At 51.3% G+C, this 24,661-nt stretch carries 19 protein-coding genes and 2 tRNA genes; 13 read left to right on the forward strand and 8 right to left on the reverse strand.

All coding sequences use genetic code 11. The annotated features are described in order from the left end of the window. Nucleotides 1-7 precede the first annotated feature (7 nt). From HJY11_RS05580 to HJY11_RS05605, 6 genes are all read left to right on the forward strand, one after another. Complete coding sequence (locus HJY11_RS05580) at nt 8-874, forward strand: sugar nucleotide-binding protein (protein WP_208075000.1); 867 nt, start codon at nt 8-10, stop codon at nt 872-874. Between the two features lie 429 nt (nt 875-1,303). After that, nucleotides 1,304-2,455, forward strand: coding sequence for an N-acetyl sugar amidotransferase (locus tag HJY11_RS05585; RefSeq protein ID WP_243764210.1), 1,152 nt, complete (start codon nt 1,304-1,306; stop codon nt 2,453-2,455). Further along, nucleotides 2,448-3,935, forward strand: coding sequence for an O-antigen ligase family protein (locus tag HJY11_RS05590; RefSeq protein WP_208075001.1), 1,488 nt, complete (start codon nt 2,448-2,450; stop codon nt 3,933-3,935). The genes HJY11_RS05585 and HJY11_RS05590 overlap by 8 nt, the downstream gene beginning before the upstream one ends. Then, nucleotides 3,932-5,062: a hypothetical protein gene (locus HJY11_RS05595; protein ID WP_208075002.1), complete on the forward strand. Its 1,131-nt coding sequence runs from the start codon at nt 3,932-3,934 to the stop codon at nt 5,060-5,062. Before HJY11_RS05590 ends, HJY11_RS05595 begins: the two co-directional genes overlap by 4 nt. A gap of 23 nt (nt 5,063-5,085) precedes the next feature. Then, entirely contained in the window at nt 5,086-6,732 is a 1,647-nt protein-coding gene (locus HJY11_RS05600) for a cytidylyltransferase domain-containing protein (protein WP_208075003.1), read from the forward strand. Continuing rightward, entirely contained in the window at nt 6,725-7,807 is a 1,083-nt protein-coding gene (locus HJY11_RS05605; protein ID WP_208075004.1) for an N-acetylneuraminate synthase family protein, read from the forward strand. The genes HJY11_RS05600 and HJY11_RS05605 overlap by 8 nt, the downstream gene beginning before the upstream one ends. A 139-nt stretch (nt 7,808-7,946) precedes the next feature. Here the strand turns inward: HJY11_RS05605 and HJY11_RS05610 are convergent. The 5 genes from HJY11_RS05610 to HJY11_RS05630 form a co-directional block, all read right to left on the reverse strand. Then, nucleotides 7,947-8,035 (reverse strand) — tRNA-Ser (locus tag HJY11_RS05610). A gap of 131 nt (nt 8,036-8,166) precedes the next feature. Then, nucleotides 8,167-9,123: a D-2-hydroxyacid dehydrogenase gene (locus tag HJY11_RS05615; RefSeq protein WP_208075005.1), complete on the reverse strand. Its 957-nt coding sequence runs from the start codon at nt 9,121-9,123 to the stop codon at nt 8,167-8,169. A 40-nt stretch (nt 9,124-9,163) separates the two neighbouring features. After that, a complete protein-coding gene (locus HJY11_RS05620) occupies nt 9,164-10,672 on the reverse strand; it encodes a hypothetical protein (protein ID WP_208075006.1) in 1,509 nt (502 codons plus the stop codon). Nucleotides 10,673-10,792: 120 nt separating this feature from the next. Then, nucleotides 10,793-11,638, reverse strand: coding sequence for a YjjW family glycine radical enzyme activase (locus HJY11_RS05625; protein WP_208075007.1), 846 nt, complete (start codon nt 11,636-11,638; stop codon nt 10,793-10,795). Continuing rightward, a complete protein-coding gene (locus HJY11_RS05630) occupies nt 11,632-13,164 on the reverse strand; it encodes a YjjI family glycine radical enzyme (RefSeq protein WP_208075008.1) in 1,533 nt (510 codons plus the stop codon). Before HJY11_RS05630 ends, HJY11_RS05625 begins: the two co-directional genes overlap by 7 nt. 140 nt (nt 13,165-13,304) lie before the next feature. Between HJY11_RS05630 and HJY11_RS05635 the strand changes: the two genes are divergently transcribed. The 5 genes from HJY11_RS05635 to HJY11_RS05655 all read left to right on the forward strand — a co-directional run bounded on the left by HJY11_RS05635 (nt 13,305) and on the right by HJY11_RS05655 (nt 18,649). Further along, entirely contained in the window at nt 13,305-14,027 is a 723-nt protein-coding gene (locus HJY11_RS05635) for a Crp/Fnr family transcriptional regulator (RefSeq protein WP_208075009.1), read from the forward strand. A 167-nt stretch (nt 14,028-14,194) separates the two neighbouring features. Beyond that, nucleotides 14,195-15,118: a thioredoxin-disulfide reductase gene (gene trxB / locus HJY11_RS05640; protein ID WP_208075010.1), complete on the forward strand. Its 924-nt coding sequence runs from the start codon at nt 14,195-14,197 to the stop codon at nt 15,116-15,118. Between the two features lie 98 nt (nt 15,119-15,216). Further along, on the forward strand, nt 15,217-16,536 hold the full coding sequence (locus tag HJY11_RS05645) for a glycoside hydrolase family 10 protein (RefSeq protein WP_208075011.1): 1,320 nt from the start codon (nt 15,217-15,219) through the stop codon (nt 16,534-16,536). A gap of 170 nt (nt 16,537-16,706) precedes the next feature. Next, nucleotides 16,707-18,041: an amidohydrolase gene (locus HJY11_RS05650; RefSeq protein ID WP_208075012.1), complete on the forward strand. Its 1,335-nt coding sequence runs from the start codon at nt 16,707-16,709 to the stop codon at nt 18,039-18,041. Between the two features lie 32 nt (nt 18,042-18,073). Beyond that, on the forward strand, nt 18,074-18,649 hold the full coding sequence (locus HJY11_RS05655) for a flavodoxin family protein (RefSeq protein ID WP_208075013.1): 576 nt from the start codon (nt 18,074-18,076) through the stop codon (nt 18,647-18,649). A gap of 456 nt (nt 18,650-19,105) precedes the next feature. On the opposite strand, the gene HJY11_RS05660 is transcribed toward HJY11_RS05655, so the two are convergent. From HJY11_RS05660 to HJY11_RS05670, 3 genes are all read right to left on the reverse strand, one after another. After that, the gene (locus tag HJY11_RS05660) at nt 19,106-19,258 is read right to left on the reverse strand and encodes a hypothetical protein (protein WP_154668936.1); all 153 of its coding nucleotides are present in this window, start codon (nt 19,256-19,258) and stop codon (nt 19,106-19,108) included. A gap of 79 nt (nt 19,259-19,337) precedes the next feature. After that, the gene (locus HJY11_RS05665; RefSeq protein ID WP_208075014.1) at nt 19,338-19,964 is read right to left on the reverse strand and encodes a hypothetical protein; all 627 of its coding nucleotides are present in this window, start codon (nt 19,962-19,964) and stop codon (nt 19,338-19,340) included. Nucleotides 19,965-20,237: 273 nt separating this feature from the next. Next, nucleotides 20,238-21,617: a TrkH family potassium uptake protein gene (locus HJY11_RS05670; RefSeq protein ID WP_208075015.1), complete on the reverse strand. Its 1,380-nt coding sequence runs from the start codon at nt 21,615-21,617 to the stop codon at nt 20,238-20,240. A gap of 272 nt (nt 21,618-21,889) precedes the next feature. Here HJY11_RS05670 and HJY11_RS05675 point away from each other — a divergent pair. Continuing rightward, a tRNA-Arg gene (locus HJY11_RS05675) sits at nt 21,890-21,966 on the forward strand. A 470-nt stretch (nt 21,967-22,436) separates the two neighbouring features. Next, on the forward strand, nt 22,437-24,560 hold the full coding sequence (locus HJY11_RS05680) for an LPXTG cell wall anchor domain-containing protein (RefSeq protein WP_208075016.1): 2,124 nt from the start codon (nt 22,437-22,439) through the stop codon (nt 24,558-24,560). The last annotated feature ends 101 nt before the right edge of the window (nt 24,561-24,661 follow it).

The following is a 24,661-nucleotide window of genomic DNA, read 5'->3' on the forward strand; positions in this document are numbered from 1 at the left end:
AATAAAGTTGAAACGTGTTTTGATTCTAGGCTCTGGGGGTATGTTGGGGCATCTTGTTACATTGTTCCTTAAGGATAGAGCACAAGATTACTCTACAGTAAATTTGTCCTACCCTAGACGAGCTTTTCCAGATAGTAGAGTAATGGATGTGCGCGATGTAGACAGGTTAAAATTGCTTTTGGAGACGGAAAAGTTTGACTATATTATAAATTGTATCGCTTTGCTAGTAAAAGATAGTGAGTTGAACCAAGCTAATGCAATTTGGATTAACAGTTATTTTCCGCATTGGTTGGAAGAAGTTTGTGCACATATTGGGACAAGAGTGATACATGTTAGCACATTTGGAATATTTGATGGGTGTAATGGGTCTTTTACCGAGTATTCTTTACCTGCTAACCCCCTCTTTTATGCCAAAACAAAGATGCTGGGAGAGCTTTCAAGTAGCAGTAGTCTTACTGTTCGTTCCGACTTTTTTGGCCCTGATATGAATGCGGAAGGGAAGGGGTTATTTAACTGGTTCCTTATGAGCAAAGGCGATATACACGGATATACAAACGCGGGGTTTTCTGGTGTGAGTTCACTGGAGTTCGCAAAGTTTTGCGATGCGGCTATGAAAAAGGGCTGGAGTGGCCGCTATAATTTAGCTGCCCCCGAGTTTTCCTCTAAGTTTCAACTTTTAAACCAGATAAAAGTAACGTTTGGAATGGATGAGGTTAATCTGCTGTCAGATAATCGACCTTGTAATTCTTTTTGCTGTTTGAGTGAGCGCAAAGATATTAATTATGTATCGGCTGATTATGAAACCATGTTGAATGAGTTAAAGTGCTTTATGGCTGGACACCGTGCATTTTACAAACACTATTGCTTTGTATAGTTTGTGTAAAAAGTATTAGAATAGCAAAATAAGGGGTGTTGGAGCTGAAAGGTGCTGCTCATTTCATAGGATGTAGCTAGGATGGTGCTATATGATTATCGATATTTGACTACAATCACACTGTTTGCAAGAAAGCAGCATGGGATTTATTTAGCGATAATGGATTAAAAGTGATTGGAAATGATGTTCGAATAGGGTGTGTGATTATTATAATTATCGGGTGCCACAGTTGATGAGAGCGCAGCGATTAGAGATGAAACTATAGTTACAAAAGATTAGGCCCTTATCAAATTGTTGCGAAAGTACCTGCAAAGCATATAAGTTTAAGGCTGCATTGGCATGAATGGAGTGATGAATAAAAGAACGGCGGATTCTTTTTACAACGCATGTGGACAAAAAATTACTAGATAACTGGGAGGAAAATAAGTAATGGCTAGCAAAATGCGATACTGCAAGAAATGTCTTCAACCTGATACAAGACCAGGGGTGCTATTTGACGAGAACCAAATTTGTTATGCGTGTAAATATGAGGAACAAAAAAAGAAAATAGATTGGGCGGCCAGAGAGCGGGAATTGCACGAGATAGCGGAAGAGGCCAAACGCAAAGCCAGAGAACGAAAGGTTGCCTATGATTGTGTAATTGGGGTTAGTGGCGGCAAAGATTCAACTTTTCAAGCTGTCTATGCTAAAGAAAAACTGGGCCTTAACTGTTTGCTTGTCAACTGCGTACCTGACAATATAACAGAAGTTGGGCGAAAGAATATGGAAAATTTGGCTGGAATGGGTTTTGATGTAATTCATTTGACTGCCAACCCAAAGATTGCAAAAAAACTGGCGCTAAAAGGATTCGTGGAGTACGGAAATATTTTGAAAGCATCCGAGTATGCTTTGTGGGCCTCTGCCTATATCATTGCCGATAAATTTAATATTCCGCTTATTATCCAGGGAGAAAATGCAGCGATTACTCTAGGAACAGTCCTTCAGCAAGAGGCGACAGATGATGCCTATTCAATCGTCCAAATCAACACTTTAAAGGGATGCCATGCGTCCGATTGGATCGATGAAGAAATTAAGCTGGAGCATGTTTCATTGTACGACTTTCCCTCTATTGAAAGTTTAATAAGCAAAGATATAAAAGCAATTTTTTTACAGTACTATACAAAAGAGTGGTCACAGGTCTACAATGCAGATTTTTCGATTGCAAGAGGGCTTTTGGGAAGAACGAGCGAAGATTTACACGATATAGGAAGATATAGAAGGTACGCGGCACTCGATAGCGATTTGCAGATTGTCAATCAAATGCTCAAATATCTCAAGTTTGGTTTTGGGTGTGCCACTGATGATGCTTGCTATGATATTCGGGAAGGTCGCCTTACTCGCGAAGATGCAGTTTGGTATGTAAAAGAGTATGATGGTTTGTGCGCAAGACGGTATATTTTGAATGCCTGCAACTACCTGGGGATATCAGAAGACCAATTTTGGGATATTGCTGACCAATATGTCAATAAAGATTTATTTCAGAAGAACAGTGCGGGAGAATGGACTCCCAAGTTTACGGTTGGTGAGGATTTTGATGGGTAATAAGAAAGTTGTTGAAAGGATATTTAAGAAGCTCCTTTCTGCAACTAATTTTAAGATTACTTGTGTAATTGTGTTCTTTTGTAAGGCTAATAATTGTTTAAATAGTAGTCTGATAGTCAAGTTTTTGACGATATTCCTTATTGGTTGGGGCCTCGCTATTATTATTAAAGATATGATTGGTAAAAAAATGCTACTTCAGTTTAAATACTGGAAAATGTTTATAGCTTTTTTTGCATCGTATTGTATTACTATTGTGCTTAATAGAGACATTGCCTTTTTTAGCAATATTCGGGATGCTATATGGTTTTTTATTACTATATTTCTTTTTGTGGCATTCCCAACAGGAGATAAAACAGAAGAAATAGCTGAGAGCTGCAAAATATTTAACATATTTCTTGGACTGTCCTTTGTTTTTGCTGCGGGCTCGTTGATTTTTGTTTTTACAAATACCGGTGGGTCTGATACCTATACTTGGGGATTCTATGCCAATAGACTATTTGGGTTATATAGAAGTCCTAATTACGGAGCGGTATACTCCTCGGTTTCTTTGACAATAGCTCTCTATTTATTGCGTTGGGGTGCTTGTAGTCGAAAAAAATCTGCATATTTAATTTTCAATGTGATTTGTCAGTTTTTATATATAGTTTATTCTGGATCCAATACAGGCAAGGTGGCGCTGGTTGCCTGCTTGGTTATGTACTTTGGGTATGGCATAGTTTTTGGGAATGCAATAAAGAAGAGAGTTATAAATGGTCTTCTCTGTGTAGTCTCGGCAGTTTTAGTGCTGTTTTGTATTGACATAACAAAATCTTTAACGGTTGATATTATGAATTCTCTGGCAGCAGGAGCAAATGTGAGTAAGCAGCAAGATCATGATGTATCATGTAGTCAAAATTTGCAATCATCAAGTACTGCTAAAATTGAAATACCAGATAGTGCAGGTGCTCCAATAGAGAAAAAAGAGCCGACGAGTGTTCCATCTGAAGGGAAGCCCTTCGATTTAGAGCGAAAAGATTACGGAAATGGCGAGTTGGGGAATGGAAGAGTTTATAATTGGAAAGTTTCTTTAAAAGTGTTTAAAGATTATCCGTTATTTGGCACCTCGATGCGAAAGTATAGTGTTATCGTGAAGAACTATGATGATTCTTGGAGAATTCAAAACAGTTACCCGACATTAGAAAACGATTTTTTTTCCTTACTAGTTTGTACTGGAGTTATAGGGTTGGCTCTTTTTTTGCTGTCGATTATACCCATCCTAAAAACTATTTTGACTGGACTTTGGACAAATAGAAGATCGCCTGAGTTGATTAAAGCAATATGGCCACTGCTGTCTATATCTGTTGTAATAGGGATAACGACTATGTTTACAGATGCCGTAATATTTTCTAATGCACTTCAATCCATTGCTTTTTGGATAGCTTTAGGGTATTCTTATCGACTGTGTTTAAATGAATTGCAGCAAAGGAAAAAACAGCTATGAACGTCATCGATTCCAATTATTTTCTAAGTGACTTTTTTAGAGATAAACTGTTAAAAAAGGAAAACCAAAAAGTTGCAGAATTTATTTCTTTTATTTCTCAAGTAGATAGTATTGGTGACTATCCCTCCTTTGAAATTGCCATGAAGGAAATGGAGAGACTATATACAAACAAAAAATTTATTTTTTCGATAAAAAGGGCGTTTGGTGAAAGCTTGCTCTATGGTCATTTACATGCCATAGCAGAGTACGCAAAATTAAGTGATGAAGATATACGCTATTTCCCAATCATGGAGCACGGTGTTGACTTTTGGGAGATGGTAAAAAAACCAAGCTATCCACGGGTTTTTCAAGGGAGATATTTACATGATAAATGGCGCGATTTAAACAAAGGGATACCGTCATTTTATATAGGCCCATATATTTACTATGCCCAGAGTGCTTACTCAGAGGAAGAAATCAGTGAACTTAAACGGAAGAATGGAAAAACACTTTTAATTGTACCAGCGCACACGCATGAAATGGCTGAGCAGAGCTATGATATGGAAAAGTTTGTAGATACTGTTATGCAGAGATGCTCGCCTTATTACGATACCATAATGGTTTTGGCGTACTGGGCTGACTTAAAATACGATTTATATAGCTTATTTCAGAAAGCTGGGGCCAAGGTTGTAAGTGCTGGATTTCGTGGAGACCCCAATTTTATTTCGCGGCTAAAAACATTGCTTTTGTTGGCTGATACTGTTATTGGAAATGATTTGGGTACATTTGTTGGATATGGATTTTTTTTGGGAAAAGATGTCTATCTTATTGAGAATGATGTTGAGTTAAGTCTACATGATACAGAACTAGATACTGGTAATGTTGTGTATCAAAATAACTTGCAATTATTTATGAACGCCTTTGGAAGAGAGATCAATAAGGATAAACAAACTTTGCTATGTGAGCAGTTTTGGGGAAGTAAAGAGATAAAGTCTCCTCTTGAGATACGAGATATTTTACAGGTCAATTGCTGCATTTTAAAAAAAGCAAAAGGGCAAATAAATGCTATTCCAAAGGCTGTAAATGCGTGTATTCATTCAAGCGAACTGACGCATTCTCAAAGAGATTTGTTATTGGCATCGATCTAAAAGCTGTATGGGGGATTTAGGAAATGTTAAAAAGAATACTTGTTGTAATTCCGGCTAGAGGAGGGTCAAAAGGAATTCCCAAAAAAAATATAAGATTAATGGCAGGAACGCCTCTAATAGCATACTCTATACTTACAGCCAAAAGAAGCAAATACTCTGTTGATGTAGTGGTATCGACTGATGATGATGAAATTGGTAGGATTTCTTCCCGTTATGGTGCAGAAGTGATGCCTAGGCCAGCTCACCTTGCAACAGATGAAGTGACTCTGGACCCAGTTGTATATCATGCAGTTCAAGAAAAAGAAAAAATTCTGAAAGAACAATATGATGTGGTTATTACGATGCAACCCACTTCCCCACTATTGAGTGTAGCTACTTTTGACAATGCCTTAGATTATTTCTTTTCAAATAATTTTGATACAGTGTTAAGTGGAGTGAATGACCCGCATTTAGCATGGGGCGAGAAAAATTCAATAGTTGTTCCTCTATATGCGAAAAGACTGAATCGGCAGTATTTGCCATTGCATTTAAGAGAAACGGGAGCATTCTTTATATCCCGAAGAGACTGTGTCAAAGAAAATTCTCGATTTGGTACGCGGGTATCTGTTTACCCCATTCCAGAAAATGAATCAGTAGATATTGATACTCCCCATGATTGGTGGATTGCCGAAAAAGAACTGCTAAAGAAAAATATTATAATAAGAATTGAGGGATATAAAGAAATTGGCACAGGGCATATTCAACGGGGACTTCTTTTAGGGTACAATTTGATCGACCACAATGTTCACTATGTTCTTAGCAGCAAATCTGATATTGGTATTGCAAAAATAGAAGAAAGCCATTTCCCGTATTCGGTCATAGAAACTGATCAAGAGATGTACCATTTATTGGAAGATCTGCATTGCGATATTTTGATAAACGATATGCTAAATACTACAGAGGAATATATAAAGCAGTGTAAAAAAAGAAATGTAAGAGTTGTTAATTTTGAGGATTTGGGTGAGGGTGGAAGGTACGCAGATGCAGTTATAAATGATCTATATGAAAAACAAAACTCTTATAAAAACTACTTTTGGGGCAGTGAATACTACTGTATCAAAGATGAGTTTCTGCTTTCAGAACCGTCAGAGTTTCGTGATGAGGTAAAAGAAATACTCGTTTCTTTTGGTGGAACAGATCCTAGTAATTTAACGGCAAAAGTATTGGAATGTGTTCCACAAGTTTCGTCCAACGTCCACTTTACTTTTATCTTAGGTATGGGATATTCTGAGAATAACCATTTAAGTTTGAAAAGCGATTGTATACCACCCAACGTGGATATAGTAAGCAATGTGTCCTATATGACGGACTATATGAAAAAAGCTGATATTGCAATATGTTCGCAGGGAAGAACCATGTTAGAATTAGCGTCTATGGCAGTGCCGACGATTTTGTTAGCCCAGAATGAACGCGAACAAAATCATGAGTTTGGTTATTTGAAAAATGGATTTTTAAACTTGGGATTAGGAGAGGAGGTTGAAAAGGGAACAATAGTTGAAACACTTAAATGGCTAATTAACAGTAAACAAATACGAGCCCAAATACGGAATCAGATGCTAAGGTTAGACTTAAAAAAGGGGCTCCAGCGCACTTTAAGAATTATCTTTGAAGGGGGAAAAGACGATGAATAGCAATATAATAAGCCGTGCAAAAAAGGGACAGTTTAGTTTGATTGCGGAGATAGGTGTCAACTATTACGATATAGCTGAAAAATTAAATCTATCGCTTATAGATGCAGCAAAGCTTATGGTTGCAGAGGCAAAAAATGCTGGTATTCATGCGGTTAAGTTTCAGTCTTATAAAGCTGATACACTAGCGTCTAAGAATTCGCCGGCTTATTGGGACTTAAAAGAAGAGCAGACAAAATCACAATATGAGCTTTTTAAAAAGTTTGACTTTTTCGGCTATGACGAATATAAAGAACTATCTCATTTCTGTAGTCAAGTAGGCATAGAGTTTTTGTCTACTCCGTTTGATATAGAATCAGCAGACTATTTGTATGATTTAATGCATGTTTATAAAATATCTTCGTCAGATTTAAATAATAAACCGTTCTTAGCGTATCAAGCAAAAAAAAATAAGCCAATCCTTTTGTCAACTGGAGCATCTAATTTGGATGAAATAGTCGAAGCAGTTGAAACAATACGTCATTATAATAGCCAACCACTCGTTTTGCTTCATTGTGTTTTGCAGTACCCTACCCCATTTGTGGATGCTAATTTAAATAAAATACTTTCACTAAAAAAAGAGTTTCCTGATATAATTGTTGGATACTCTGATCATACAAAACCAACGCCTGATATGGACGTATGTAAAACAGCATACAATTTGGGTGCAGTGATAATTGAAAAACATTTTACCCTTGACAAATCGCTAGTTGGCAACGACCATTATCATGGTATGGATCCAAGTGATGCAAAACGCCTTTTGGAAGGCATTGAGTTTATTGAAGAAATAAGGGGTAGTGAAGAACTGTGTTGCTTAAGTTCAGAAAGCATGGCGAGAGCAAATGCACGTCGCTCTTTGGTTAGTTCATGCAGAATCCCCAAAGGGACTATCATTACTGAGAATCTGTTAACATACAAAAGACCAGGTACGGGTATTTCTCCGGATAAAATGCAGTCGATACTTGGAAAAGTGGCAAGACTAGATATTGAGGAAGATACAGTCATAGAACCTAACATGTTAGGCGATTGGGCTGACTGAGTAAAATCCACATAGGTAGTTTAGGGATTAAGGAAGTCTCTCTTGGGAAACTGCTAAAAATGCTGTTAGATCCTAGACCTATTCGGCGCAGGGATTGACAAAAAAGAAAAGCTTTATCATATGACAAAGCTTTTTCCCCTGGCGGAGCGGGTGGGATTCGAACCCACGGAGCCTTGCGGCTCAACTGATTTCGAGTCAGTCCCGTTATGACCACTTCGATACCGCTCCCTATTCAATTGGGCTGTGATTACCTCACAGCCCAATTATTATAACAAATCGCTCTACGAAAGGCAAGAGCCTATACGGAATTGCTTTGACGGCTTGCTCCTTTTTCGACCGTTCACGGTGGGCAAACGGCTTTAGTACTTCCGGTCAATATCGATCGCGTGGGGGATGGCTCCTGTCTCGATGAAAGAAGAGATGTTGCGGTTGGCGATCTCTACAATTCGCTCCCTACTGACGGCGTTGCAGGAGCCGCCGGTGACGTGGGGGGTGATCAGCACGTTGGGGTATTTCCAGAGGCGGTGCTCTTTGGGCAGGGGTTCCGGGTCGGTGACATCCAGTCCGGCGGCGCCGACTTTGCCGGAGTCCAGCGCCCGGCAGAGGGCCTCGGTGTCGACGGCGGTTCCACGCCCGATGTTAATGATCAAAACGCCGTCTTTGCATCGAGAGAGGGTATGGTCGTTGAGGATTTGGCGCGTTTCAGGGGTGTCGGGCAGGGAGAGGACCAGGGCGTCGGCCTGGGGCAGAAGTTCCTCCAACTGATCCATCATTGCCACCCGGTCAAAACCGGGCAGACCGGCGGCGGGGGTGCGCTTGACGCCGATGGTATGGGCGCCCAGCAGCTGGGCTTTTTTGGCGTAGCTGGCACCCAGATCGCCGGTGCCCAGGCAGACCACCGTACTTCCAGACAGCTGGCTCACCTGGCCGAGCATCTCCCATCTGCCCTCTGCCATGGCATCCCGGTACTGGCCGAGCTGTTTGAGCAGGTAGAGGTGCATGCCAATGGTGAATTCGGCGATGATTTCGCCGTAGGCGCCGCTGGCGTTGGCCAGAATTACCTGGCGGGGGTAGTCGGGATCGTTGACATAGGCGTCCACACCGGCCGAGCAGAGCTGCAACAACTTGAGATCGGGGAGTTCTTTTATGAGGGAAACCGGGGGATTGCCGATGATACAATCAAACCCGGCGAGTTCGGCGGGAGTGGGCAGATGATCAAAGAAGCGAACTTCCTGGCGGGGGTGGGCCGTTTTTAACCGCTCTTTTTGAGCGGGGCTAAAGAGGCCAAAAGACGGGATAACAGCAGTTTGAAACATATTGACATACTCCTTCTCTGTACTCATTAAAAAATACCTTTTAGACCTGTGGAGTTAACTGATACAGGTCGATGTTGTCAGTGGAATAATATAAATGGTATGAGGAATCAATAATGGCAAGCATCTTTTGGTCTGTTGTCGCGTGTAAGTTTAGGGCGTCTTTTCTGACAGCTATAAAAATAGGCTGGTTTTTCTCCAAATCGTCTATGAATTCCGTTTCAATTTTGGGGAAATAGTTCAAGTCAGCAGCGGGTAAAGAGAAGTATTTGGTGGCACTTTCGCGGGAAGAGGTTAAATACAGAACACCATTGAGCCGGTGGGTGTAAATGGTATCGCCCTCTTGAGAGTTTTCTTGAATGAGGCGAGAGATAACTTTGTATTCGTCGTCTTGGCTAGCCCGATGCATTTGACGGCAGGTGGAAACATAATTATAGGCAGTTCTAAAATGAAGGGAGCAGAGCAGAACGCCAAGAAAAATAGTGCTATAAATGGCAGCGTTTTTCCTATTTATCTGGCTGAGTAACTGCCAGAGACCCTGAAAGACATAGCAGGAGGGAATAACAGCACACGGGATAAACACCAAAAAATAGTGAAGATACATCCGCCTCGAAATACAGACCAACACAAGAGTAAGGAAAATAAACGCTCCATTCGTCAGATGAAGAAGAACAGGACGATTGCTGTCTGATTTTCCAAAGAAGAGGATACCCAGATAGGCCAGCAGAACAAGCAGGAGATAGTTATCAGCTAAAAAGCTGTATACCCATTTGGCCATTGAGAGAAGACGGGCACCTTTTTCTCCGCTATATAGAAAGTTAAAGGTCAAAGATTGGTAGATTGCATCGCTTAGACACCCTTTAAAAAGGAAATACACAGTGAAGGGAAGAAGACATAAAAGAAAGCCGGAGAGAAAGAGGAGGACAAATGAGAGAAGTCGTTTCCCCTCCTTCTTAAAGCAAAGTTGTAAGAAGATAGAAATGCAAAAACAAATCCACAGGGCAATCATATTGGCTCGCAAAAGAAATACAGCACCTAAACAGAAACCAGTTATAACGATTTCTGCTTTTTTAATTGCAGCGGAGTCTAGAAAATACTTTGTGAAAATAAAAAGGGAAATGGAGATAAAGGGAAGAGCATATTCTTCAGAATAATTTCCCCCCTCAAAACAATTGATGAGAGCAGGGATGAGAGAGAGAACGGCCAAAAGAGAAGGAATTCTTTTTGCGAACAACAGACATGTCTTAAAAGAAAACCAAAAAGAAATGAAAATTGAGGCCACACCTAAAAGCCAAACGCCAAATTCTCCCCCGATCCGGAGCCCCACCGCGTTAATCAGAAAGAGAAGGGGCCCCTTGTGGTCAAATAGGCTTTGATAAAGAGTCAGACCGCTGTTCATAGATTTTCCAATATAGAGAAAAATAGTTGAGTCAGAAAGAGGCATTTTGTCTGTCCATGAAAAAGGAGCAGCGAGACAAAGGGCAAACGACGCCAATAAAAGGATAAGTAAATAAGGCCACAAAACTACTCGCCGTTTTGTCATAGAGTCCATATTTTTTCCTCCAATATCAATTTGACGTTTTTTATTGTAGCACAATTACGGATCAATAGCCACCGACAAGAATACAAGACCGCGCCAAACATACATTGGCGCGGTCTTGTGCCTGTTGCCTTATACCGTTACGACATCCCCAAACCCATATCCCTTCGCGATCTCCGCCAGCTGTTCCATATACGCTTCTGACGGGGTCTCCAGCTGGTTGTAGGGCTCCCGCACCCCGAAGGGGCGAAAGCGGATCAGCTTGTAGCGGATGGGCCCTGTGGACAGATGGGGGGCCAACAGTTCGCAGTAGCCCCGCACCGTCCCCTCGTTGGGGAGGTAATCGGGGATGATCACCGTGCGGATTTCGGTGAGTTTCCCCCTTTTTGCCAAAAAGACGGCGTTTTCTCGCACCTGTTCGCTGGGCTGGCCGGTGAGTTTTTGATGGATGGCGCTGTCAAAGCACTTGATGTCCAGCATCACCCCGTCGCAGGCCTCCAGCAGTTCAGGGTCGGCGGAGAAGTCGCGGCTTCCATTGGAGTCCAGAAGGGCAGTCAGCCCCAGGGCGTGGACCTGCCCGAAGAGAGAGATGACAAAATCGCGGTAGAGGGTGCACTCCCCGCCGGAGACGGTGATCCCCCGAATAAAGGGCATCCCCTTTTCCACCTCGGCCAGCACCTCCTCCACTGAGAGCAGCCGCACCTTGGGGGAGGAGAGGTGGGGGCAGACCTTGATACAGGTGTCGCAGCCGACGCAGAGGGCGGGGTCCCAGCAGACGGTCCCCTTTTCATCCTGTTGCAGGGCGCCCACCGGGCAGTCTGCCACGCAGGCCCCGCAATTTTGGCAGAGGCGGATGGTCTCTGGGTTGTGGCAGTAGTGGCAGCTGAAGTTGCACCCCTGAAAGAAGACGGCCGTCCGGTTGCCGGGACCGTCCACACTGCTCTGGGGGATGATCTTGTTGACGGGCGCTCTTAACATAAGCTCCTCAGCTTTCGGTTGTCAAAGTGGCGCAACCGCATGGAGTTGGCGCCCAGGGCCACCGTGTCGTGCTGTACAGCCTTGCCGCTGTCGTACTTCTCCATGTCGCTCCGCTTGACCAGGTAGCCGGTGATGCGGATGACGTCGCTGTCGCTGGAGTAGGTGGAGAAGTATCGCATCCCCGCGGCAAATCCGCCCTTGATGACGTCCAGCACACTTTCGGGATTGCGGGCCGCGGTGGACTCGAAGGGGAAGATGTCGCCGGCGCCGGAGACAAAGTACTTCTCGTAGCGGCCGCAGTGGCGCAGGTGGTCGTAGAGCGCGGGCTCGTCGCCGACGGCGATGCGCACGCCGGGGGAGCACTGGCTGTCGCTGTCCACCCCCACCTGGGCGTGCAGGAGGAAGTGGCCGCCGGTCTGGGGGCAGTAGGGGTTGTGGTGGGCCTTGACCCGCCCGTCGATGAAGGCCATGATCTCGTCGCCCAGGGCGTTGGCCACCTCGTCGTGGCCGTAGCGGCCCTCCACCCCCTCCTTTTTCAGCAGGTCGTTGACGCACTCGCACATCCCCACCATCCCGAACATGCCGGTGAAGCGGTCGGGGTGGACAAAGCCCTCGGTGACCAGGAAGTTGGAGCGGAAGAAAGCGGACTTATTGACCAAAAAGTCGATCTTGGCGTCCATGATGGCGCACTGCACGTCGATGGCCCGGGGCAGCCGGTTCTGGAAGAAGTCCTCCTTGTCCTCGGAGTGGAAGGCGATGTTGTTGAGCAGCAGCCGGGCCAGGGTGTAGGAGCCGCCGCCCAGCAGCAGCCCGTTGTAGCAGCTGGCGATGCCGTACTCGTTTTCGCCCAGGTCGGCGGAGAACATTTTGTGGTTGGCGAAGGAGGGTTTGGCGCAGTCCAGCGCCGTCTGCACGCAGAGACAGGCGAAGTCGTCCGGCGTCTTGTCGGGGTCGTAGAGGAGGGTGATGTTGGGGGTGGAGTCCTGCAGTTCCCGCTCCGCCTCCAGGATGAGGCGGCCGGCGGTGGTGGCCTCAGGGCCCAGATCGCCGTGGCAGAAGGAATCGGAGATGGTGCGGTCGATAAAGCGCATGAAGTCCTTGATCAGGACTTTGGCCTCTGCCTCGTCCTCGATGAAGGGGTCCAGCAGGCGATCCAGCTTGCCGATAAAGACGGGGAAGTGGGTGGTGGAGGGGACGTGGTGATAGAAGATTTCCAGGGTGTTGATGGCCTCCCGCAGGTTGGTGGGGGGATCGAGGCGGAGGAACTGGCAGCCCTCCCTCATCAGCTTGTCGTAGTCGGGGAGGATGTAGCGGGGCACATAGGGGACAAAGCCCTCCCCCATGGCGCTCATCTCGTTCAGTTCGTCCTGCAGCTCTAAAAAGCCCTCGGGCATGGGAAAGCCCTCGGTATAGCTCTCGGCCAGGCGGGAGAGCTGCATCATGGCCTGCTCGTGGGTCAGGTGGGGGTCACTGACCACCCGCAGGACGGCCTCTTGAAACTGTCTGTACTTGGCGTTTTCTTCCACGGCGGTATCCTCCTTATGGCGGGGGCGGTCCGATTTGGCGGGGAGGGCGCCCCTTCGCAGTTTGTCTATGGCCTTATTGTAGCGCCGGGTGTATACTAAAAACAATGACAGTTGTCACTATTTGAGGAGGTTTTGTGGAGATGGCCGGGAAGTACAGCGAGGGGGAGGAGCGTCGGGTCGCCGCCATTGTGACAGAGGGGATGGCGCACCAGCACACAGAGGGCTCGGTCCGGCGGGAACTGGCGCCCCTCTGTGGGCAGACCGCCTTTTTGCGGCGGGCCAAGAGGGGAGAGGTGCTGCTGTTAAACGGCGACCCAGCAGACCAGGTGGTACTTTTCCTCTGCGGGCGGTGCGCGGTCAGCCGGTACAGCGCGGAGGGGGACAACCTCTCCTACGCGGTCCACGAGGAGGCCATCCTGCTGGGGTTGTTGGAGTACCTGGGGGGACAGCCGGCGGTGCTGGCCACCGTTTCGGCGTTGGAGGAATGCTGGTACCTCGCCTTTCCGGGGGAATTGTTTTTGGAGGCGGTACTCTCTGACCGGGAGTTGACGCGAAAGATTCTCCGCTTTTTAGCTGCCTTTGCCGGGGGCAGCATCAACCGGGTCAACGAGTTGGCCCAGTACACCAACCGGGAGAACGTGCTGCTCTGCCTCTACCGGTACAGCCGGGGACAGCCCCTTCCCTTTGTCTTTCGAAAGAGCAAGCGGGCCTTGGCGGAAGAGTTGGCGATGAATCTGCGCACCCTCTACCGGCAGCTCGACGCAGTGGAGAAAGAGGGGCTGATCCGGCGGGCAGGGGGGAAGATATGGATCGGAGAGGGGGAGAGCAGACGGCTGGAGGAAGCGGCATCTAGATTGTTGTAGTGCCGGCTTTGGAGGGGAGACGATGGAATGCCCTTTCCCCTTGCATTCTTTTGAAAATTTGGATACACTGAAATAAAAGGCTTCCAAACGCTGGTGGCTGACAATGAGAAAATACGAATTGTGTTTATTTGTGCATAATATACAAACTGTTATAGGGGGACAAGGGCATGGGTGAGACCACCAAGACCGACATCGTCATCATCGGCGCGGGCGCTGCGGGGATGACCGCCGCCGTCTACGCCGCGCGGGGAGGCAACAGCGCCATCGTGCTGGAGCAGAATGTCCACGGCGGGCAGATCGTCAACACCGGCGAGGTGGAGAATTACCCCGCCATCCTCAGCATCTCCGGGGTGGAGTTTGCCGGCAACCTCTACGAGCAGGCCACCTCCCACGGGGCGGACATCCGCTATGAAAAGGTCACCGGCTTTGACTTTTCCGGCCCGGTGAAGGTGGTGGAGACCGACGAGGGCCGCTATGAGTGCAAGGCGGTCATCCTGGCCAACGGGGTGGTCAAGCGCAAGCTCGAGGTGCCCGGGGAAGAGAAATTTCAGGGCCGGGGGGTCTCCTACTGCGCCACCTGCGACGGCGGTTTCTTCCGCGGCAAGAGGACGGCGGTGGTGGGCGGGGGAAACACCGCGCTGGAAGACGCCCTCTTCCTGGCCAACCTCTGCCAAGAGGTGACCCTGATCCACCGGCGGGATGAGTTCCGGGGCGACGCCCACAACGTCAAGGCGGTGCTGGCGCGGGAGAACATCCGCATCCTCTATGACACCATCCCCCTGGAGGTGCTGGGGGACCAGCAGGTCACCGGCCTGAAGGTGCAGAACAAAAAGACGGGCGAAGAGGGCGAGCTGGCGGTGGACGGGGTCTTTGTGGCTGTGGGCCAGATCCCGCAAAACGAGCTCTTTCGCGGGGCGGTGGAGATGGACGAGAGCGGTTTTGTCGCCGCCGGCGAGGACACCAAGACCAACATCCCCGGCGTCTTTGCCGCGGGGGACACCCGCCAGAAGCTGGTGCGCCAGCTGGTGACGGCGGCGGCCGACGGCGCGGTGGCGGCTGTTATGGCCGGCAGTTATATCTTCTCCCTCTAGCTCATAGAATCAATACTGGGACAAGCGGGCCGCCCAGTCCCCCCTGGGGACGGGGCGGCCCTTTTTTACTCTGCAGAGAGAAGGGAGGGTGGCAAGTGGTGGCGAGGTCTTCTTACCGCCGGCCATACCGGGGCGGCCGGCGCAGAGAGGCGGGCGGTGGCGGCACCCGCTTTTTGGCGGTGCTGCTGGCCGCTGCCCTACTGGGGGGCGCCTTTTGGCTGCTTCCCCGCCTTTCGGGCGGGGGCAAGGGCGAGGGAGAGCTGCCCTCCCCCGTGGGCTCTTCCAGCGGCAGCAGCGACGGGAACGCCCTGAAGGGCAGCGAGGCCCCGGATGGGGAGTACCGGGCCGTCTGGTTTTCCTACCTGGATTTGGCGGATATTCTCACCGGGAAAGACGAGGTGGAGTTTACAGACAGTATAAATAGAGAGTTTCAAAACTGTAAGGAGATGGGGCTCAACACCGTCATCGTCCAGGTGCGGCCATACAGCGACGCCCTCTACCCCTCCAAGCTGTTCCCCTACTCCAAGTACGCGGCGGGGAAGCAGGGGCAGGACCCGGGGTTTGACCCGCTTAAGATCATGGTGGAGTTATCCCACCAGAAGGGGCTGAAGATCGAGGCCTGGATCAACCCCTACCGCATCAGTTCGGCGGCCGATTCAGCCCCCTGCGCCGAGAACCCCGGGGCCAAGTGGTTTGCCGACGGCGCCACCAGGGGCGACTGGGTGGTACAGGTGGGCGAGGGGCTCTACTACAACCCGGCCATTCCCCAGGTGCAGGACCTGATCGTCTCCGGGGTGGAGGAGATTTTGCAAAATTACGCCGTTGACGGCATCCACTTTGACGACTACTTCTACCCCTCCGACGCCGACGACAGCTTTGACGCGGCGGCCTACCAGCGCTACCGGGACGGGGGCGGACAGCTCTCCCTGGGCGATTTTCGCCGCGCCAATGTGGACGCCCTGGTGCAGCGGGTCTACCGGGCGGTGAAGGATGAGAACCCCGCCCTGGTCTTTGGCATCAGCCCCCAGGGGAATGTGGACAACTGCTACCGGTCCATGTACGCTGACGTGAAGAAGTGGGCCTCGCAGCCGGGGTATGTGGACTACATAGCCCCCCAGATTTACTGGGGGTACAGCCATCCCCAGGCGTCTGCCCGCTACGATGTGAAGATCAGCGAGTGGAACAGCTACTGCAAAGAGCCGTCGGTCAAGCTCTACATCGGGCTGGCGGCCTACCGGATGGGGGACGAGGCCACCGGCTTCTCCCAAAACGGCGACGACATGGCGCGGATGGTGGCCGACGCCCGCAAAAAATCGGCCTATGGGGGATTCATCCTCTTTCGCTACCAAAACCTGACCGACGGCGGCGAGATCGCACAAAAAGAGGTGGGCAACCTAAAGGCCCTGCTGCAAAAATAGGGGGCGATTTTGGCGGGGACGGAGTGCTCCGCTTTTTTGTGGGGCGGGAGCGGCAGCTTTTCCGACGGGGGCGGTAGGCAACGGGGCTCCGCCGTGCTATACTGGAAAAAAGCAGCCCGGCGGCAGGTGCGCCCCGCCGGGCGAGTCTACAAAAAACGGGGGAATTTGCCGTGGCCAATCTACTGCTGAAAAACGCCCTGATCCTCACCATGGACGAGGCGCTGACAACCGTGCAGAGGGGATACCTGCAAATCAGCGGCGATCGCATCGCCGCCCTGGGCGAGGGGGAGCCGCCCTTTTCCGAAGAGGGGTACCAGGTGCTGGACTGCAGTGGGAAGATCGTCATCCCGGGGATGATCAACACCCACAACCACCTGCCCATGATCCTTTTTCGCAGCCTGGGGGACGACGTGGCCGACCGGCTCAAGCGCTACCTCTTTCCGCTGGAAAATGAGTCGCTGGACGCCCCCATGGTCCGCGCCGGGGCCGACTATGCCTTTGCCGAACTGCTCTTCGGCGGGGTGACCACCTGCTATGACGCCTACTATTTTGAGGACGAGGTGGCCCAGGCGGCCGAGGCCTGCGGCATCCGCGCGGTACTGGCAGAGACCATTTTAGAGGGGCCCAGCCCCAGCGCCAAGGAACCCTATGGCGAGTGGGCGTACACCAAGTGGTTTGTGGAGAAGTGGAAGGGGCACCCCCGCATCACCCCCTCCATCAACTGCCACGCCCCCTATTCCAACGACACCGAACACCTGGTGGCCGCCCACGACCTGGCCCGGCGGGAGGGGCTGCTGATGAGCATGCACGTGGCGGAGATGGCCTATGAGCAGGCCGGCTGTCTGGAGCGCTACGGCTTGAGCCCGGTGGCCTACCTGGACTCCATCGGCGTTCTGGACGAGCACTTCCTGGCCGCCCACTCCATCCTCATGGACGAGGCCGACCTGGACATCTACCAGCGCCGGGGGGTCAAGGTCTCCTACAACGCCGGATCCAACGCCAAGTCCGCCAAAGGGGTGGCCAAAATCCGGCAGATGCTGGACCGGGGGATCCCCGTCTCTTTGGGGACCGACGGGGCCATGAGCGGAAACACCATCGACATTGTGACCCAGCTCTCTCTGGTGGGGAAGATTCAAAAGCTCTTTAACGGCGACCGCACCCTCTTCCCCGCGCGGGAGATTTTGCAGCTGGCCACCATCGGCGGGGCCCGCGCCCTGGGGATGGAGGGGGAGATCGGCTCTCTGGAGGTGGGGAAGAAGGCGGACATCGCCATCTTCGAGACCGACAGCGTCAACATGAACCCGGTCTACGACCCCTATTCGGTCATCGTTTACAGTGCCAATCCGGGCAATGTGGAGAGCACCATCGTCGACGGCGAGCTGGTCATGCACCGCCGCCAGCTGCGCAGCATGGATTTTGGCGCGGCCAAGGCCCGGCTGCTGGCCTACCAGGAACAGATCCGGCAGACGGCGGCGGAGCTGGACCGGGCGCTGGCAGAGGGGTGACATCATTGGCGGGAAATGAGGGGGGAGAGCAGGTGAAGCGGATTTTGATCGTTGTCGGCGGCGGGCGGCCCGGCGGAAATACCGCCCAGCTGGTGGACGCCTTTGCACAGGGGGCCCAGGAGGCCGGACACCGGGTGGAGCAGGTCTCCCTGCTGCAGACCGAGGTGAAGGGCTGCCTCGGCTGCAACGCCTGCCGACGCGGGGTCCCCTGCGTGATCCGGGACGGGTTTGCCGACCTCGTCCCCAAAATAGAGGGGGCCGATCTGATTGTCTTTGCCTCGCCCCTCTACTTTTGGACCCTGTCCTCCCGCATCAAGGCCCTGATCGAGCGGTTTTACTCCCTTGCAAAGGCCGACGACAACCCGCCCCTGGGCCGGTATGAGCGGTACCCGGACAAGGAGTGCGCCCTGCTGATGACGGCGGCGGACAACTTTTTTTGGACGTTTGAGCAGGCGGTGTCCTACTACCGCTTTGCCCTGGTCAACTACATCGGCTTTCGCGACCGGGGAATGGTGCTGGCCGGCGGGTGCGGCCCCACCGAGGGGGCGCCGCAGATCGAGGGGACCGGTCACCTGGAGGAGGCCTATGCCTTTGGCAGGTCGCTTTGACCGGAGGGGGCAAAGGGCAAAGGGCAAAGGAGCAAAGAGAGAAGGACGACAAATAGAAAGGGGAGCGCTTGGAGGGCGCTCCCCTTTTTTGGAAAATTTGGCCGGCGACTACTTTTTCTTTCGGTAGAAGAGAAAGGAGATCACACTCAACAGGGCGATGAGGACAGCCGCCAGGCCGATAAAGCCCAGGACAGACAGGGCGGAGACAGAGCGGGCGGCGAGCACCATAAAAATCCCTCCTTTACGGAGTTGGCCCCAAAGCGGGCAAAGTCTTCTGTTCACCTCTATCATACCCGGGCGGGGAGCAGCCGACAAGGGGGAGGGGGCAATCGTTAGAGGGGCGCAAAACAAACTTCATCACTTCGTCATTTTCGGAGAAAAAACAGCCGGTTTTGGACAGGGAAAAAGCCCCCGCTCGGAGGGAGCGGGGGCTGGCTGTCTGTTTGTGGGGAGGGATCAGACGGTTTCGGGCTCGTCCTCTCCGTCCAGGTCCAGCTTGACGTAGTGGCGGTACAGGTCGCGGTAGCTGTCGTTTTCCCGGTCGTTGATCAGACCGATGGCGACAGCCGCCAGGGCGATGACGATGAGCAGTTTGAGCAGGCCTTTCACAGATGTGTCCTCCCTTTTGGCCCCGGTGGCTGTGTGCCCCGGGGCGGTTGTGTTGGCGGCGTTTGGTTCAGTATACACCCTAGAGGCGCAGAAATTCAATATCGCAGAAGCCGTCGGTGCGGTAGACCGAGGAGTTTCCCCGCTCCTCCACCGGGGAGACAGCGCCGAAATGGGCCATTTGGGGGTTTTGGCAGCAGATGTACAAGTTCCCCTTCATCACCGTTTCCTCGTTCAGCTGGTGGGCGCCATAAAGGCGCTGGAAGAGCCGCTCGGAGAGGAGGAAGGTGCACCCCCAGTAGACCCCGATCTCGTTGTAGCCGCCCTGGGTGAGGGGGGTGAAGTCGGCGCCAATCTCCCGGGTCAGGTCGTCTACGATCTCGGCCCCGTCGCAGAGGGTGGCGAGGAACCCGCCGTAGATGTCGCAGGTGACGTTGATGTAGTAGCGGCTGGACTGGGGGAAGGGGTTGAGGGAGAGGGAGGCGCAGCAGTTTTGGAAGATGTCCCCCTCGTCTCTCTGGATGGGGATCAGGTCAGGGTTTTCAAAGACGGTGTGGTTGACGTAGAGGCCGGACCCCGCAACCGCGGCCAAGCGGGTGTGCATAAAGGGCTTGAAAGAGCCCTTTTCCTGGGGAAAGTCGGTGGGATAGACGGCGGGCAGCATGTCGAAGACCGGCATGGAGTCCTGCAAAACGGCGGTGATCTTCACAGGGCAAAATCCCCCTTTGCGCGATTTTGAAGCGGCGGGGTCACCTCTTCCGCGCCGCAAATTCCCCTCTAGTATAACACAGTTCCCGGCGAAAAGGGGAAAATTGCTGCGGCAGATGCAAAAAAGTCAGTTGGCTTTTTCTGTTCCCGCCTGGTGTGATTGGGTGGCTGCCCTCGGTCCCATCCCCCAAAAGAAGAGGGAAGCTTGAAGGGGTAAAAATTGCGAAAAAAGCGGCGAGCATGCGCTCGCCGCTTTTTGGCTTCTTTTGAGAAATTAGCCCACCAAGACCTTGCCCTCGGGCATGACCTGGTTTTTCTTGCGCCCGCCCCGGCCGGAGGCCAGGGAGATGGCGAGGGAGGCGGGCCCGACCCGGCCGATGAACATGGCGAGCATGGTGATGATGTGGGTGAGGGCGTTGCCCTCGCCGGTGAGCCCGTCGGAGAGGCCCACGGTGCCAAAGGCCGAGCAGGCCTCGAAGATGGCGTTGATGGGGGTGTTGAACTCGCTGCGGGGGATGGAGTAGAACATCACCGAGGAGGTGATGAAGACCACCACCAGGGCCAGTGCGGAGATGGTGAGGGCCTTGTAGACGGTCTTGTGGTCGATTCGCCGCTTGAGAATGACGGTGTTCTCCCGCCCGGAGGAAAAACTCAGGATGGTCATGACGATGACGGCGAAGGTGGTGACCTTGATGCCGCCGCCGGTGGAGGCGGGGCCCGCGCCGATGAACATCAGGATGCTGGCCACCAATTTGGTAAAGCCCGACATGGCACCCAGATCGATGGAGTTAAAGCCCGCCGTCCGGCAGGAGATGGACTGAAAGAGCCCGGCCCCCAGCTTTTCGGGGATGGAGAGGGGCCCCATGGTGGCGGGGTTGTTCCACTCCAGCACGCAGAAGAGAAGGGTGCCCAACAGGATGAGGAGGGCGGTGATGAAGAGGACAATTTTGGTGTGCAGCCGCAGCTTTTTGGTGTGGCGGAGACCGTAGAGGTCTGCCCAGACCAGAAAGCCCAGGCCGCCGATGACGATCAGGGCGCTGATGGTGCCGATGACGATGGGGTCGCCGGTGTAGTGAATCAGGCTGCTGTAAGCCCCCTCGTGGCCCAAAATGTCAAAACCCGCGTTGCAGAAGGCCGACACCGCCAGGAAAAAGGAGGTCCACAGCCCCTGGAAAAAGCCATAGCGGGGGATGAAGCTGAGACAGAGCAGCAGGGTGCCGCAGCCCTCGATGAGCAGGGAGGCCTTGACCACCATTCGCACCAGGTGGGGCAGTCCGCTGACCGAGGAGGCGCTGATGGACTCCTGCGCCAAGGACATGTTTTTGAAGCGCATCTTTTTGCCCACCGCCACACTGAAAAAGGTGACAAAGGTGATGAGCCCCAGGCCGCCGATCTGAATCAGGCAGAGGATGACCAGCTGCCCGAAAAAGCTGAAGTGCAGGTAGGTGTCCACCACGATCAGCCCGGTGACGCAGGTGGCCGAGGTGGCGGTGAACAGGGCGTCCAAAAAGGGGGTGAACTCCCCGCTGCGCGAGGAGAGGGGCAGGCAGAGAAGCAACCCCCCCACGGTGATGACCAACAGGAAGCTGGCGACGATGATCTGGGTGGGGGAGAGCGGTTTCTTGACCTTTTTTTCGACCGTTTGTTCCGACATGACAGCAATCTCTCTTCTCTTTCAAAAATTTGCCTATCGAATCGCTGAAACGGCGCTCGGGGCGGGGGAAAATGGGCTTCCCCGCCGGAGCGAACTGCCTATCAGTATAGCAAATCCCCATTTTCTTTACAACAAGTTTAGGCTTCTTTTTCTTCTCTTAACGCTTTCTTAACGCCTCCTGTGGGGCGGGCATTGCTTTTGGGTGGTGAGTCTGCTATAATAATATACAGTCCCCCATTCCGCAGCGCGGGCCGGGGAGACCCTTTTGCTCTGCGCTTGTAACTCAGCTGGATAGAGTGCATCCCTCCTAAGGATGAAGCCGGGGGTTCGAATCCCTTCAAGCGCGCCAGTCGAGAACCTCGACGCGCAAGCTGCGTTCGGGGTTTTTTCTTTGTTTATGGGTCTACTTTCCCACTTGTGGTTGGTATCTATTTTGTCACCCCAACCCAGCGGCGGGTTGCCGCTTTCAAGTTGCACATCTCACTTTGTGTGGTGTGTTTTTTTGCGCCTGCGCCGGAACGGGCGTCTGCTTTGGCAATGCTTTGCAGGGGGGACAAGTTTGCGGAATCTCTTGAAAAAAGCGGGTGGCTGTGGTAGTGTGTATTTGTTGAGATTTGAAAGGAGGCTTGACAAAAATGACAGCAGAGGGCAGGAGCGGCGATCGGCAGTCCAACCCGGTCTGCCCCCCTTGTCAAGCGGTTTTTCTTAACATGTTAATTGATTTTAAAGGGTGTACTCCGTCTGCTTGCAGCAGGTAGGGTATGCTTTTTTATGCTGTAGAAATTTTATAATCAAGTTTAAACAAGGAAGGGAAAGCCAATGAAAACAAAGCAGAAGTGTTTGGGTATCTTGCTGGCGATCTGCATGGCGCTCATGCTCGTGCCGATAACGGCCTTTGCGGCGGATGACGCTGCGTTTGAGGTGATTGACACAGAGGGAAACGCAACACAGTATGCGGTAAAAACTGACGCACAAAAGGCCATGAAGGATGGTTATACATTCAAACTTTTGAAGGACTACAGCGGTGATTGGGGCATAACGATACCCAAAACTGCACGCGATATTACAGTGGATTTGAATGGGTGTAGCGTCACATGCCATAAAACAGATTCTTCAAACGGATTTGCATTGAGTGTAAGTGCGGGCTATTCTGGTGCGCGCGATTGCACTGTGACGATAAAAAACAGTGGAGGTAAACAGTCTGTCTTAACCAGTTCTTATGAGCAGATCAGAACAGGTAGCGGCGATAGCAGGTATTTGCAAGTAGTCAAGTTGGAGGGGGATATTGCTTTTAAGAATCTAACTGCCGGTACGGATCCCCTTGGAATTGACTTGGGAACAGGCGCCAAATTGTTGGATACAGAGAGCGCCCGCAAGTTGGTGCCAAACGGCGGGTTTTCAGTAAAAGAGGCGGATGGAAACAGGTATATTTACGGCGACTATGCAAATGCGGCAAACAAGTCGGCAGACGGCAACATAACCTTGCTGCACGATTACAAAGGACCTGACAAAATCCATTCCGGCTCTAAAGACGCGGTTCTCGATTTAGACGGTCACACCTACACGTATACCGCTGACACCGCTGCCATTGATGTGAACCATCCCAATGTAACATTTACTGTAAAAAACGGTAAAGTTGTTGTTGCCAATGAAGCGGCCGACGGCGCTCATTTGATCGGCGCGCCAACTGCAAGCAATATGAACAACAGAGGGCTTGTGCTTGACGGAGTAGAGCTGACGGTGCCGGGAGATGCATGCGGTATCGTTACGAATGGCACTGAAACCGGCAATAAAGTGACGCTTAAAAACGCTACACTCAATGTGAAAAACGGTTTTGGTATCTACTTCCCGTCGGACGGCGAGGTGACGATCGACAATTCGGTTATCAATGCCAAGCACGCAGGCGTGCAGGTTTGTTCGGGCAGTCTCACAGTGGCAGGCGAGACTGCAATTGCAGTGACGGGCCGGCCGCAGGCAAAGACAGACGGCGACGGCCCCATCGCAGACGGGGCGGCCGTATCGATTGTCAATCGCGACGGATATAAGGAATTGGGTACTGTCAACATAGAAAACGGCGTTTTCAATTCCGCAGCAGATGTGGAGGCAGTCAAGGCGTATTCGTTTAACAATACAAATAAGACGGAGGATGAATGGGCTGAAGCGGGCAATGTGGTTGAGGTGACCGGTGGGAGCTTCTCCTCCGACATTGCAGAAAATATCGTTAATAGCGATACGCGGGCAACCGTGGCTGCCGGCGGCAAAACAGCATTTATTATCGGGAAAACAGCTGTGGAGAATGCCGTTAAAGCGCTGGAAGCCGGTGACAAAATAGCATTCACAAAAGTGGCGGACGATGTAGTTATCGCGGTCCCCGAGGGCGTAGAGATAACCAACAGCACTGGAAAAGATATGACCGTCAACGGCGATACCGTTGAAGTTGGCGAAACTGCAACCGCCCACGTGTGGGATACCGAGTACACGATCGACCAGGAAGCCACCTGTACGGAAGATGGGAGCAAGTCGATACACTGCACCACCCCTGGCTGTACAGAAAAAAAGGATGTGCAGATCATTCCTGCCGCCCACAAGCTGGAAGACGTTGCAGCGCGGGAAGCCACCTGTGCGGAAGAGGGAACAAAAGCCCACCAGCACTGCAGTGTGTGCGGGAAAGACTTCATCGACGGGGAGGAAAAGACCGCAGAGGAGCTGAAGCTCGCCAAGCTCGCCCATACCTATGCGGACGGCAGATGTACAGTCTGTGGTGCGGCCGATCCGAATTACCAGCCGGACCCGACAACGCCCTCCCAGCCGAACGATGGCACGGGCGACCCGCAGACCGGAGAGAACAGCAATATCACCCTTTGGCTTGCGGTTATGCTGGCTGCCGGTGCTGCCCTGACCGGCACTGCCCTTTACAGCAGAAAGAAAAAATACGAGCGGTAAACCGAAATCCCCCTGCTGCATACTGGCAGGGGGATTTTTCCGTATGGGCACTGGGGAAAATCTGCGGTGTGGGAGTCCATCCGTTCTGGAAGCAGGCGGTG

The organism is Bittarella massiliensis (ex Durand et al. 2017) (assembly GCF_017566145.1).
GTDB classification, from domain to species: domain Bacteria; phylum Bacillota; class Clostridia; order Oscillospirales; family Ruminococcaceae; genus Bittarella; species Bittarella massiliensis_A.

What these genes read in the sequence shown, in the direction of transcription:
- HJY11_RS05680 (WP_208075016.1), top strand. Translation starts at nt 22,437, where the DNA reads ATGAAAACAAAGCAGAAGTGTTTGGGTATCTTGCTGGCGATCTGCATG.
- HJY11_RS05585 (WP_243764210.1), top strand. Translation starts at nt 1,304, where the DNA reads ATGGCTAGCAAAATGCGATACTGCAAGAAATGTCTTCAACCTGATACA.
- HJY11_RS05635 (WP_208075009.1), top strand. Translation starts at nt 13,305, where the DNA reads ATGGCCGGGAAGTACAGCGAGGGGGAGGAGCGTCGGGTCGCCGCCATT.
- HJY11_RS05620 (WP_208075006.1), bottom strand. Translation starts at nt 10,672, where the DNA reads ATGGACTCTATGACAAAACGGCGAGTAGTTTTGTGGCCTTATTTACTT.
- HJY11_RS05590 (WP_208075001.1), top strand. Translation starts at nt 2,448, where the DNA reads ATGGGTAATAAGAAAGTTGTTGAAAGGATATTTAAGAAGCTCCTTTCT.
- HJY11_RS05595 (WP_208075002.1), top strand. Translation starts at nt 3,932, where the DNA reads ATGAACGTCATCGATTCCAATTATTTTCTAAGTGACTTTTTTAGAGAT.
- HJY11_RS05600 (WP_208075003.1), top strand. Translation starts at nt 5,086, where the DNA reads ATGTTAAAAAGAATACTTGTTGTAATTCCGGCTAGAGGAGGGTCAAAA.
- HJY11_RS05670 (WP_208075015.1), bottom strand. Translation starts at nt 21,617, where the DNA reads ATGTCGGAACAAACGGTCGAAAAAAAGGTCAAGAAACCGCTCTCCCCC.
- HJY11_RS05605 (WP_208075004.1), top strand. Translation starts at nt 6,725, where the DNA reads ATGAATAGCAATATAATAAGCCGTGCAAAAAAGGGACAGTTTAGTTTG.
- HJY11_RS05625 (WP_208075007.1), bottom strand. Translation starts at nt 11,638, where the DNA reads ATGTTAAGAGCGCCCGTCAACAAGATCATCCCCCAGAGCAGTGTGGAC.
- HJY11_RS05615 (WP_208075005.1), bottom strand. Translation starts at nt 9,123, where the DNA reads ATGTTTCAAACTGCTGTTATCCCGTCTTTTGGCCTCTTTAGCCCCGCT.
- trxB (WP_208075010.1), top strand. Translation starts at nt 14,195, where the DNA reads ATGGGTGAGACCACCAAGACCGACATCGTCATCATCGGCGCGGGCGCT.